The following is an 11,924-nucleotide window of genomic DNA, read 5'->3' as shown; positions in this document are numbered from 1 at the left end:
TTTTCTGAAAGTAGATTTGGTTCTTTGACCTCTAACAGGTAAACCAACTTCGTGTCTTCTACCTTTGTAACTTCTGGTCTTTTTCATTCTGTTCAAATCGTCCCTTAAAGTCATGTCGAGATCAGATTCGATTAAGTGAATGTCATCACCAGTTTCATAGTCTTCCCTACGATTTAACATCCATGATGGAATATCAAATTTCTGTGGGTTTTCTAAAATTTCTTCAATCCTTAAAACGTCCTCATCAGCAATATATCCAATTTTAGAATCTAAATCTAAGTCTAAAATACGGCACATAGTTTTAGATAAAGACATTCCGACACCTTTGATATCGGTTAAAGCATGTTCAATGGTTTTATTCCCATCGACGTCCTTTCTTGAAATACGCACTAAATGCTTAAAATCGTCTTCCATTAAATAACCTCCATTTATAGAGCGAACCTACGAGACGTAAAATAATAGGTTCGAATGTTTTGGCTAGCAAAACACAGTTCTTTCAACAATATAAACTTAGCTTAAAAAAACTAAGAGTGCAATAAATATCAGTTTAACAAGTATTTTTAGATATTAAAAAAATATAGTTAAAAACTAATAAACGCCGAGACTGGGATTTGAACCCAGGAGGGCTGAGCGCCCACGAGATTTCCAGTCTCGCGCCTTACCAGGCTAGACTATCTCGGCATAAAATAGTCAGCAAATACTTGCACATCATACCATCTAGAATAATATGATAAGATAATATATTTACTTACCTATATATAAAGGTATTGCTTAAATACTGATTTTCTAAAAAATAACGGTTTTCAAATAATTATTTATATTTTCATCATTAAAAAAGTAAAGTATATTTTTAACTATATTAATACTATTAATTAGGTGATTAAAATGAGTTTGATATTAATCGCAGTAATAGTAATTATAATAATTTTTGTTATTGTAACAATAATTCACATGTACAACAACCTCGTTGGACTCAGAAACCGTGTAAAAAACAGTTATGCACAAATCGATGTCCAACTTAAAAGAAGAAACGATTTAATTCCAAACCTAGTGGAAACTGTCAAAGGTTATGCAGGTCATGAGAAGGGAGTTCTTGAAGAAGTAACAAAAGCAAGAACCAGCGTAATGAATGCATCTTCTGTTGAAGAAGCAAGTGAAGCAAATAACCAATTGACTGGTGCTTTAAAAACATTATTCGCTGTTGCTGAAAATTATCCTGAACTAAAAGCCAACAGCAATTTCCAACAATTACAAGCCGAATTAACCGATACTGAAGATAAAATTTCATATGCAAGACAATTCTATAATGACGTTGTTTTAAAATATAATAATGCATGCCAACAATTCCCAAGCAGCATTATTGCTAAAATGTTTGGATTCAATGAAGAATCATTCTTCCAAGCTCCTGAAGCAGAAAAAGCAGTTCCTGAAGTTAAATTTTAAATGGGCGGGATTATATGAATGTTAAAAGAACATTTTGTATAATCTTACTTTTTTTAATATTATTTTCAACAATTTCATTCGTTTCGGCAGATGATGACAGAAGTTACAGAATAGATCAAGCATTTATAGAGCTAACGGTTGGAAGTAATGGTCTACTTCATGTAGACGAAAGGTATGATTATTCATTTGAAGGAAAATTCAATGGAGTCTACAGGGATATTCCCCTGAAATCAGGAGAAAGCATTGACAACATCCAGGTTTCGGCTGATGGAGCATATCCTGTGCTGAAAGAAAGCGATGATAACGGATATAAACATTTGAAAATCTATTTATACTCTGATGCAGCACATACCAAAGGCATCAGGGATTGCAATGTTAATGTTTACATCAGTTATGATATGAGTGGAGTGGTAACTCTCTTTAACGATGTTGGAGGACTCCAATACAAACTCTGGGGTGAAGAATGGGATGTTGGCGTTGGAAGCTTAACCTCCATCATAAATCTGCCAGGGGATGACGGCAATGAATACTTCCTAAATCCTCAAGAATATAACGAGTCCTCATCATTGCAGGGAAGAACAATTACCTCACAAAGTTCTTCCATTCCAGAAGGAGAATTTTACGAACTTCTTGTGTTGATGCCAATTGATGATTTCAACGATGCTCCTTATGCAAAACATGTTAATAAGGACGGCCATGACATGATAATGAAAAACCTTAATGACAGCATCAACGAAAGGAACTTCTGGAACACATCATATCTGGTTTTAGGATTATTATCCATTTTAAGCCCAATAGGTGCTGTATTTACCTATTTAAGATATGGTAGAGAACCTAAAGTAGATTATGATGGAATTTACGAAAGAGAATTGCCAACAGATGACCCGCCAGAAGTGATTAATGCATTTATTGAAAATAAGGGCAATATCGGAAAACCTAATATGAAAGGATTTGAAGCTTCAATAATGAACTTAATTGACAAAAAAGCTTTTAAAATCTTCAGAGATGACAGTGATAGTGGATTAAATGACTTGCTTTTAACATTCAATCATCAGAAATTAGATGAATTGAGTTCCAGTGAAAAAATTGTATTTAATACATTAGAACACTTTTCAAAAGACAATGTTTTAAATCTGTCCAAATTAAATGGAAAGTTATCCTCAGAAACCAATGCAAAATGGTTTGTCGGAAAAATTGAAGATTGGGAAGAAAACGTTGAGAACCAACTTGACAAATCAAAACTGTTTGATGATACAGGTTCGACAATGATAAGTGCAATTGCTCTTTTAGGCGCTGCTTTCGGAATAATAATTGCCGCTTTAGGCCTTATGACAAATCTTGGAAATGGGATTTATGCGATGGCCGGAGGCATATTTTTATTCATATTTTCAATGGCTCTACTGCACTTTGATGAGGATATTTTTGGAAGATGGACAGAAGAGGGCAGAGTCTTCTATCTCAAATGGAAAAATTTCAGGGACTTCATCGAAGACTACAGTTTAATTAAAGAATACCCTCCAGAATCAATAGCTGTTTGGAAAAAGTACTTGATTTATGGTGCTGCTCTTGGAGTAGCTGAAGAGGTTTACGAATCCATGAAACTGCAAGTGCCAGATATCCCAGAATACAATGACGGAGTATTCATGTACCACTATTATGGAGGATACAGTCTGATGAATTCCGCATTCGAAACTGGTCAAACTGCAGCAAATCCTACTTCAGACTCAGGAAGCTTTGGTGGCTTCGGAGGAGGATCTGGAGGAGGAGGTGGAGGAGCTTTCTAGCTTTTCCATTTTCTTTTTTTATTTTTAACATATATTAAAATCTAATTCTGCAAACTAAAAAAATAAGGTCAGAATGGGAGACTCCTATATTTAGCATGTATCTTATAAGAATTGGTATTCCAATCGGAGATTCTTCCCAACTCGTTATCATAAGAGGTCGCATCTGCACAAACCCAAGTCTTGCCGACTAAAACCTGAGCCCAAACATGCCCATAAGTGTTTCCGCTTTTGAAATGACATACCCCGTGAACATATCTCGCTTTAAAACCGGCAGTTCTGTACATGGCAACCAACAAATGTGAATGATCAACACAATTTCCTTTTTTATTCTTCAATGTGCCTGCCGCACCATATTTTGTATTATAATAAAGGCTATAACCTAAAGTATCCCTCACATAATTGAATATCGCTTTTGCCTTATCCACCTTATTGGTCAAACCTTTAGTCAATGATTTTACCAATGCTTTAATCTTTGCATTTCCAACCTTGCAATGACTGGATGACTTGAGATATGCCCTCAAATAAGAAATGGCATTTTTTTGATTTAACCCATTGCCAAATTTAGAAAGCTTAACATTTACGGATTTTGATGTGGAACTAGACTTATATTCATTATTGCCAACGAACTTGACTGAAATTTTGTATTTTCCAAATGGAACATCAGTCTTAATTGTTGCATATCCATTTGATCCAGTAGTTGCATAATATGTTTCGCCGTCAATGGTCAATTCAATGGTTCCGTCAGAAATAGGTGTGCCATTTAAATCCGTTAATAAAACCTTAAATGTTTGTGAAGAATCCTTGAAAGAACTTCCGCTTTTCCAAGTAAGCTTAGAATCGCTTCTTTTAAAAACGTTTATTTCACAGGACCCGGAAGTTCCATTCACATCAGAATCATTATTTGTCTTATAGTTAACAGTATAATTTCCAATTCCCAGATCAATATGTATGGACGCAATTCCATTATAATCCGTAGTGCTGGTGTAAGTTTTATCATTAATGCTAAATGTTACGGTTTTTTTAGCCAAAGGAACCATATCCGCAGTATAAGCCACTTTAAATAAAGTGCCTGCACCATAACCAAAGGAGGTTGTGCTTTTGACCGTCAATGAACTGACTGAAGTGTCATTGAATATTGTAACGTAATCAGTTACTTTTGACGCTTTAAAAAACTTATTCCCACTGAATTCATATTTAACCTTATAAATTCCCTTTTCTAATGAAGGCAATTTGAAATTGACTACACCATTGCCATCTGTTTTTCTGGAATAAGTCTCTCCATTGATTGTGATTTTAATAATTCTTTTAGAATTTGAATCATCCCCTAAACTAGTTGATAACTTAACTTTGATTTCCTTATTATCGTTTGGTAGGAATTTGTAAAAATTGGTGGTTAACTTAGTGGATGCCTTCCTCTTAAAGATTTTAACCTTATATTTTCTTGATAATCCATCCTTATTATAACAAACAACCTTGTAGGTGCCCTTTTTAAAGCTGTTAAACGATAGTGTCACCCAACCCTTTGAGCTTGTTTTATATTTATGAATTTTGCCTTTGATCTTAAGTTTAACATACCTTTTAGCCAATGGCTTTCCATTGCTTTTATAGAATTTTACTCTGAACTTTTTGCTGTCCCCTGCAACCTTATTGAGGTTGGATGAACTGATTGTCGATAATATTCTAAAAGTAGTGGTCAACTTATATCCAGTAACCGGATCGGTGGAAACGACTTTATACTTGCCTGGCTTTAAGTTTACGGCTATTTTCACAACACCGTTGCTGTTAGTCTTTCTTGTGTATGATTTTCCGTTGATAGATATTTTAACATTCCTGTTTGCCAAAGCATTTCCTTGGCTATCGTAAAATGTTGCACTGTATTTTGTGCTTCCCTTATAATATTTTGACAAATCACTCGCCTTAACAGTTGGCAACACTTTAAAAGCAGTAGTAAAATTGCTGGATTCTAGCGTGTCGTCCCCTTCAAAATATGCGCTTGCAGCATAGCTGCCGGGAGTTAACTTTAAATTTATGCTGGCAACACCATTAGAATCTGTTTTTGCAGTATAATTGACATTGTTTATAACAAAAGAAACAGTTTTATTAGGCAATGCAATATTGGAAGTTGAATCTTTCAATGTCACCTTATAGCTTCCAGTATAATATACGCTAGTTGTTGGTGAAGTGAATTCCGTCTGATTTTTGCTAGTTTCCCTAAAAGAAGCATCATCCATGGAAAGCGATGAATTATTTGTATCAACAGATTCCAAGTCATCGAATTGGGAACTATCATCAATTTGAATAATATCCTCATTAGTGGAGTTCAATGTAGTTATATTGACATCAGTTGCCTGAATAGCACTAATTGAAAATGCAATAATCAATATCGCAAACAATGCAAAAAATATTTTTCTATTGAAAATAATATAACCCCACTTAAAAATTGTTTTTATATATATATATAATATCTTTTAAAGGTTAAATTTAAATTTTATGAAAAATAATACCTTAAAAACAATTATTTCCAGAATCTTGGATAGGTGTCCGGTTTCATGAACACTTTTGAAGTCTTAACAGCAAAACCTGAATCTGCTTCTAAAATTTCATTAGAAGTCAACAAGGAATTACCTGAAGCAACCAATTCTCCTTTTAAAGTCTCAATAGCTACAATATCATTTTTTTGAATGTTATCTGCAAGAGAAGCGATTCCACCGCATGCAAGATCCGCACCATGACATATTGCATCCACCGCTGAATCTTTAATTATGATTTTAGGCAGATGATCTGCAGCCCTCTCCATCGGCATGATGGCTTCACGCAGAAATGACTCATCACCGTCTTCTTTCCAGAAATGGTAAGCATCGGTTACGTCATGAAGCGTAACCAGATTATTCTTTTCTGTAAAAGACCCCACCTGTGTTCTTCTAAGTTCTGCCATATGGGCTCCGACGCCTAATGCCTCACCGATATTGTGGCAATATGTTCTAACATATGTTCCCGCTTCACAGCCAATTCTAAAGAGCACATCACGCCCTTCAATTTCATAGATTGTTGAATAATAGATGTTACGAGTCCTCAATTCACGTTTTACTGCTGATTTTACAGGCGGAAGCTGAAATATCTTGCCTGTAAATTCTGCAAAAACTTCACGGATTCTATCCTCATCAACATCCTGATGGAATGTCAATAAGCAGACATACTCCTTTGGAGCTGTCAAAAGAAGTTGTATTGCACGGGTAGCATCATCCAAACCGACCGGCAATATTCCGGTTACCTTTGGATCTAGGGTTCCACCGTGACCTGATTTTTCCAAACTTAAAATACGTTTTACCCAAGAGTCGATTTCATGAGAAGTCGGACCAGATGGCTTATCCAAATTGATAACTCCTTTAGAGATGTATTCATTAATCTCCCTATCTTCAGGATTGCATCCGAAATCAGGGGAAGTGAAACTTTTTGATTTGGTTACCATATCAAACTTCATGAAAAAAACCTTGAATTAATGAATAAAAAAATAGTTAAATAAAAAAAGATATGAATAATTAGTAATTATTCACTTATAAGTCAGCTAAAGCTGCTTTGATAGATTCTGCATCACCAGAAACATCAATGGAATCTGCAGTTGGTTCTAAGTGAGCGATGTTACATCTTCTGTTTTTTACAGCTTCACCAATTACTTCTACAAAGTTTTCATCGATAATTTCAACGATTGCGCATTTTTCACCTGCTTCTCTACCAGCAGTTTTAACACATACTCTACCTACTTCGATTGATGCCATTTATATCACCTTTAATGTTGTTGTAACGATTTCTGATATGCTTTCAGGATTGAAGCTATCAGTATTTATAATTAAATCATAAATATCCATATTACTGATGTCAATATTATGGATCTCTTTGTATCTTAAGGCTTCGCTTTTTTCACGAGTAATGATTTCCTCTTTTGCCACATCGACAGACTTTTCTTCCCTATCAGCTATTCTTTTTGATCTAACGTCAAATGGTGTAATTAGCCAAAGTTTTAAATCGGCATTGTCAACAAAAAATGCTGATAATCTTCCTTCGACAATTAAATTATCTGCTGATTTGGCTTTTTCAGCTTGCCTTCTATCAATTTCCTTATCAATATCATCATTACCTTCGGCAAACTCACTGAATTCAAGAACACTCATTCCTTTCTCAGCGGCCATTTCCCTAAAAACAAAACCCGCAGAGATGTATGGAATATCCAATTTTTCACTTAGCAACTCAGCTAAAGTGGTTGTTCCGGTTCCAGCTAATCCGCCGATAGTAATTATCATTATTGTCTAGCCTCGTTTTTGAAAATTTTACGAGCACAGCTTGAACATAAGTAACCACCGTAAGGACGGTTAGGTCTTTTAGCTGTTTTTGATAATTTTCCAATTTCGTATGGACGTCCACGAGGAACTCCATGTAATACTGCACCACATTCAGCACAAACGTGCTTGGATGGTTTTTTCTTTTTGTATCTTAAAACATTTTCTCCGCCAGGAGTGTTTTTATGAACTCTTTTATATGATCTTGATCTAAACCTATTTGCAGGCATTTAATCACCTATAATAATTTTTAATAATTTAAATAATTGTGTAATAGCGTATTCAAAATAGAATGCTATAATATTTATTTTTCATTATTAATAAAGGTATAGTTTTTTGGGTTGATTTAGAACCCTTGTTTGAATCCGAGATATTTTCTTAATATCTGGCTCATACCAAAAGTACAAATGAAATACCATAACAACCAACCGATACCATAAGGAATAGTGGCTTCGCCGCCATACATGAACTTTCCAATAAAATGCCAAAATGGAGTTAAGGTAATCCAATATACAGTTTTTGGCAATATTATAACCAGGTCATGAATTGCAGATGACCTCATCCAGAAGAATATCAAGAAAATTGGAACTAATGTTACAATCATCGGTTTGAATTGGTCGGACATCATGGCAGTTTGCTCTTGCATCATTTCAGTTTGTTTGGCTTGCATTTCAGCAAGTTTTTTGCCGTCCCCTCTTTTTTGAGCTTCTCTAAGTTCCTTATTGAACTCTTTCATTTCAAGTTGTTTTCTGTTAAGTTCATCTTGGTCAACTAAGTATTTATTTGCAACAGTTGTAATTAATGAAACTATAAATGCGATAATCAAAACGGTCAAAGCCGGATTGGCAGGATTTGGATCCAAAGCAAGAATTGGATTAAATATGGCATTTAATGCATTAAAGACAACATCCCATATCATTCCCAGTGGGTCAGCCATAATTATACCTCTATAAATTTAATACATCTACTAATTTAGAAACTGAAGAATTTAAATGATTGTCATGGTTGGAAACGATTTTAACAGTAGCACCGGTTAAAGTCGCATAAGCCATAGAAGTTGCCCTATTCATTTCTTGATGTAATTGAATGTCTTTAGCTTTTTGGACATCTCTTGAACGAGTTTCATCATTTAATCTTCTGTAAATAATCTCATCAGGATAAGCTTCAACTAATATGAAAAGATCTGGTTGCAATTCTTCTAATACCCAAATTGGAAGACCCGGCAAGAATCCGCCAGGAGTGTTAATGGTACAATGTGTATCTACAATAACATTATCATTTTCAGACCTTTCTTTAATTTCTTTTGCTGCTTTAGCTTGAATTTCTTTTTGTGTTTCAGCTGGTAATTTTCTTAAAGAATCCCTATCTTCAACAATATTTTCTTTAATAGCAATTTCAGTCATTATGTCCCCATAGTTTAAATGTACATAATCGACTTGTTCTAGTGCTTTTTTAAGTAATGTTGTACTTCCAGAACCTGGAATGCCTGTTAATACTACTAATTTCAATTTTATCCCTCATATATTGTTGTTGTTAAAAAGAAAAAAATAGGAGTTAATTTAATCTCCTAAGAATTTCCTAAGAAGTGGATTTGCGGACATGAGTTGTTCCTCAGCCATTTCCTCATAAAGCTTATGAAGAATACCTACAGTAAGCAATACGCCAGTACCTCCACCTAAAGCACCGGTTAAATCTGCAAGGAAAGCAATAAGACCTACATAAATACCACTTAAAATGGTAAGTGCAGGAATATATTTTTTCAAAATTTTATACAATTGACGTTTACTACTTCTGAATCCTGGTATCTGAATACCTGAACTATAAAGTTGTTCAGAAATCTTTTTAGCATTTAATCCACTGATTTCAACCCACAAGTAAGAGAATAACATACAACATGCAATGAAAAATACTGCATATATAAGAACGTGCAATGGTTCTGTTATAAACATGGATAAACTAGGAGTGGACAATAACCAAGCAATACCATCAACAGCCTTACCATTCTTAAGGTGACCTAAAATTGGGAAACCTACTTTCTGGAAAATATTTGCAAACAAGGTAACGTTTACAAGCAATGCACTTGTCAAAATTACAGGCATGTTACTTGAGTATACAAATTTTAATGGATATTTACCTACAGATCCCCTAATTCTTCCGTGACCTCTTACACTACCATGGGAAATAGGAATTTCTACTCTCATTGCTTCACCATATAAAACAACCATAAATACGATAATGGTTGCAATCAATGGAATTAATATGGAAAAGTCATAAGTACCGCCGCTAGCAAGCTGGATAAATTTAGGAATAATTCCAGCCAATAATCCGTCAGAACCTTTTAAGAAACTGAATGTACCGACAATGATTGCTTGACATACACCAGCAGCAATGAACAAACCAATACCACTACCGAATCCCCATTTTGAAACAACTTCATCAAGATAGATGATTACTAATGCTCCTACAACAAGTTGGACAATTAATATTAAAGTATATGAACTGTCAATAGGAACAAGGTTCCCGGTCAATACCAAAACGCTTGCCTCAAATACTGTGAAAACAATAGAAAGGATTTTTTGAGTAGCTTGGAAATGAGATTTATCTTTATGGGAAGATAAATCCAATTCTAAAAGATTGGATCCAACTAATAATTGCAATACAATGGATGCAGTAACAATTGGTCCAATACCTAAAGTAAGGATGGAACCGAAACTTCCAGCCATAACTGCTCTTAATTGAGCAAAAGAATCAATAGCTCCAGGAGCTAAACCATATAATGGGATTTGTGTTAATATAAAGTATAAAACTAAAACAAGCCCAGTCCATTTAAGTTTTTCATTGAAATCTTCTCTGTGAACAGGAGATTTGACTTCAGGAATAACTTTAAATATTGGCTCTAAAACTTCTAGTGCTGACATGTTTTTCCTCTTATAATTATAAAGAGAAAAGCTATAATTCGATAGCTTCTCCTCCTAATTCTTCAATTTTTTCAATAGCAGATGCTGAAAATTGAGGAGCTGAAATTTTGAAAGTTTTAGTGATTTTACCTTTTGCTAAAACTTTATCAAAACCTAATTCAGTTACATCAATTACGATAGCATCTCCTTCCTGGGATGCTTTGCCGCTAGCAACTAAATTATCAGCTTGTTCTTCTAAGTAACTTAAATTAACAGCATTAACTTTTTTAATCATTTTTTGAGGTCTTTTGAAACCGTGTTTACCAAAGTGGTTAGGGTCGTGGATTACAGTCCAAGTCCAATGTTGTTTGCCCATACCGGCTTTTCCTTTACCACCTTTGTTACCTGCACCTCTACGTTTTTTAGTACAGCCTCCACCGTTTGATCTAGAACCTCTTTGTTTGTTAATTTTACGTTTTGTTCTAATCATAAATATACACCTGATTTAAAGCATTCTTTTTGCAAGATCTTTAATTTCTTCTCCCCTGTAACCTAAAGATCCACCTTCTTTAACAGATAAACGGATGTCTTCATATCCTTTTCTTGGAGGGTGTAAACGGAATACAGGTTTAATTCCAACATCAGCCAATTTAACTTTAGACTCGATTAAAGCTTCAGATAAATCAGCGATATCTTTGTAATCAGTATTTTCAGCAACGTATTCATCGGTAACTTTCACATTTCCTGGGAGTCTGCCTCTTTTTGCAATGATAGCAGCTAAAGTTTCTGCATCAATTTCGCCCCAAGTAATGTAATCCTTAGCTTTTTGAAGCATTCCTTCATAACTAGGATTTTCTTCAACGATGACTGCGTGGCTAATTCTGTTAAGTCTTAACATATCTAATGTGTCAGCAATCTTTTGAATGACACCAGTAGTTCCTCTAACTCTAATAACCAAATACATAGTAATCACCATCTAGTAATTGACTCCCATTTTTTTGAGGTCTTCTTGACTTGCTTTTACATTACTTAATTCTTTTAGAGCATCGAATACTGCATTAGCAAAGTTAACAGTAGTTTGGGTTTGACCGAAAGTTTGGGACCATACGTCTTTAATACCAGCGAGTTTTAAGATAGTTTTACCAACATCACCAACAACTAAACCTACACCTGCTGGAGCTGGCATTAATGTAACACTTACACTACTAGTTTTTCCTTGTACTTTGAAAGGTACAGTGTGTTCTCTTCCACAAACACATCCCCAGTCTCCGCAACCTCTTCTAACTTTAATAATGTTGTATTTAGCATTATCAACAGCTTTTCTAATTGCAGGACCAACTTCTTTAGCTTTACCTTGGCCTAAACCAACGTATCCATTTTTGTTACCTACAGCAACAATTACTCTGAAATTAACTTTTCTACCAGATTTATGCATCCTTTGAACTAAGTTAACATCCATTACTTCT

Annotated in this window: 14 protein-coding genes and 1 tRNA gene; 2 read left to right on the top strand and 13 right to left on the bottom strand. The window is 34.7% G+C overall.

The genetic code is table 11. The annotated features are described in order from the left end of the window. Positions 1 to 414: 30S ribosomal protein S13 (locus tag ACJROP_RS03575; protein ID WP_406534123.1), on the bottom strand; the 414-nt coding region annotated here is incomplete at its 3' end. A 182-nt stretch (positions 415 to 596) separates the two neighbouring features. Next, positions 597 to 681 (bottom strand) — tRNA-Ser (locus ACJROP_RS03570). A gap of 198 nt (positions 682 to 879) precedes the next feature. Here ACJROP_RS03570 and ACJROP_RS03565 point away from each other — a divergent pair. Then, positions 880 to 1,443, top strand: a complete 564-nt coding sequence (locus ACJROP_RS03565; RefSeq protein WP_406534124.1) for a LemA family protein — start codon at positions 880 to 882, stop codon at positions 1,441 to 1,443. Between the two features lie 14 nt (positions 1,444 to 1,457). Continuing rightward, the gene (locus tag ACJROP_RS03560; protein WP_406534122.1) at positions 1,458 to 3,227 is read left to right on the top strand and encodes a DUF2207 domain-containing protein; all 1,770 of its coding nucleotides are present in this window, start codon (positions 1,458 to 1,460) and stop codon (positions 3,225 to 3,227) included. A 68-nt stretch (positions 3,228 to 3,295) separates the two neighbouring features. On the opposite strand, the gene ACJROP_RS03555 is transcribed toward ACJROP_RS03560, so the two are convergent. The 11 genes from ACJROP_RS03555 to rpsE form a co-directional block, all read right to left on the bottom strand. Further along, positions 3,296 to 5,620, bottom strand: coding sequence for a transglutaminase domain-containing protein (locus ACJROP_RS03555; RefSeq protein WP_406534121.1), 2,325 nt, complete (start codon positions 5,618 to 5,620; stop codon positions 3,296 to 3,298). A 122-nt stretch (positions 5,621 to 5,742) separates the two neighbouring features. Then, positions 5,743 to 6,708, bottom strand: a complete 966-nt coding sequence (locus ACJROP_RS03550; RefSeq protein WP_406534120.1) for an RNA-guided pseudouridylation complex pseudouridine synthase subunit Cbf5 — start codon at positions 6,706 to 6,708, stop codon at positions 5,743 to 5,745. A gap of 73 nt (positions 6,709 to 6,781) precedes the next feature. Next, positions 6,782 to 7,003: a 50S ribosomal protein L14e gene (locus tag ACJROP_RS03545; protein WP_067043645.1), complete on the bottom strand. Its 222-nt coding sequence runs from the start codon at positions 7,001 to 7,003 to the stop codon at positions 6,782 to 6,784. Beyond that, entirely contained in the window at positions 7,004 to 7,525 is a 522-nt protein-coding gene (gene cmk / locus ACJROP_RS03540; protein WP_406534119.1) for a (d)CMP kinase, read from the bottom strand. It lies immediately after the preceding gene. Next, positions 7,525 to 7,791 (bottom strand): 50S ribosomal protein L34e, encoded by a 267-nt coding sequence (locus ACJROP_RS03535; protein ID WP_406531735.1) that lies wholly within the window; start codon positions 7,789 to 7,791, stop codon positions 7,525 to 7,527. The genes cmk and ACJROP_RS03535 overlap by 1 nt, the downstream gene beginning before the upstream one ends. Positions 7,792 to 7,907: 116 nt before the next feature. Then, on the bottom strand, positions 7,908 to 8,498 hold the full coding sequence (locus ACJROP_RS03530) for a DUF106 domain-containing protein (protein WP_406534118.1): 591 nt from the start codon (positions 8,496 to 8,498) through the stop codon (positions 7,908 to 7,910). A 10-nt stretch (positions 8,499 to 8,508) separates the two neighbouring features. Further along, a complete protein-coding gene (locus ACJROP_RS03525) occupies positions 8,509 to 9,069 on the bottom strand; it encodes an adenylate kinase (protein WP_406534117.1) in 561 nt (186 codons plus the stop codon). 51 nt (positions 9,070 to 9,120) lie between these two features. Next, entirely contained in the window at positions 9,121 to 10,479 is a 1,359-nt protein-coding gene (gene secY / locus ACJROP_RS03520) for a preprotein translocase subunit SecY (RefSeq protein WP_406534116.1), read from the bottom strand. Between the two features lie 31 nt (positions 10,480 to 10,510). Then, entirely contained in the window at positions 10,511 to 10,948 is a 438-nt protein-coding gene (locus ACJROP_RS03515; RefSeq protein ID WP_406534115.1) for an uL15m family ribosomal protein, read from the bottom strand. A 15-nt stretch (positions 10,949 to 10,963) separates the two neighbouring features. Continuing rightward, entirely contained in the window at positions 10,964 to 11,422 is a 459-nt protein-coding gene (locus ACJROP_RS03510; protein ID WP_406534114.1) for a 50S ribosomal protein L30, read from the bottom strand. Positions 11,423 to 11,434: 12 nt separating this feature from the next. Beyond that, on the bottom strand, positions 11,435 to 11,924 hold a 490-nt coding region (rpsE, locus tag ACJROP_RS03505; RefSeq protein ID WP_406534113.1), incomplete at its 5' end, for a 30S ribosomal protein S5.

Source organism: Methanobrevibacter sp., from assembly GCF_045220775.1.
Taxonomy (GTDB): domain Archaea; phylum Methanobacteriota; class Methanobacteria; order Methanobacteriales; family Methanobacteriaceae; genus Methanocatella.
This window is presented reverse-complemented; position numbering and strand designations above follow the sequence as displayed.

Bases quoted from the DNA above. Each gene is read 5' to 3' on its own strand.
- ACJROP_RS03560 (WP_406534122.1), top strand. From the start codon at position 1,458: ATGAATGTTAAAAGAACATTTTGTATAATCTTACTTTTTTTAATATTA.
- ACJROP_RS03550 (WP_406534120.1), bottom strand. From the start codon at position 6,708: ATGAAGTTTGATATGGTAACCAAATCAAAAAGTTTCACTTCCCCTGAT.
- ACJROP_RS03545 (WP_067043645.1), bottom strand. From the start codon at position 7,003: ATGGCATCAATCGAAGTAGGTAGAGTATGTGTTAAAACTGCTGGTAGA.
- cmk (WP_406534119.1), bottom strand. From the start codon at position 7,525: ATGATAATTACTATCGGCGGATTAGCTGGAACCGGAACAACCACTTTA.
- ACJROP_RS03535 (WP_406531735.1), bottom strand. From the start codon at position 7,791: ATGCCTGCAAATAGGTTTAGATCAAGATCATATAAAAGAGTTCATAAA.
- ACJROP_RS03530 (WP_406534118.1), bottom strand. From the start codon at position 8,498: ATGGCTGACCCACTGGGAATGATATGGGATGTTGTCTTTAATGCATTA.
- secY (WP_406534116.1), bottom strand. From the start codon at position 10,479: ATGTCAGCACTAGAAGTTTTAGAGCCAATATTTAAAGTTATTCCTGAA.
- ACJROP_RS03515 (WP_406534115.1), bottom strand. From the start codon at position 10,948: ATGATTAGAACAAAACGTAAAATTAACAAACAAAGAGGTTCTAGATCA.
- ACJROP_RS03510 (WP_406534114.1), bottom strand. From the start codon at position 11,422: ATGTATTTGGTTATTAGAGTTAGAGGAACTACTGGTGTCATTCAAAAG.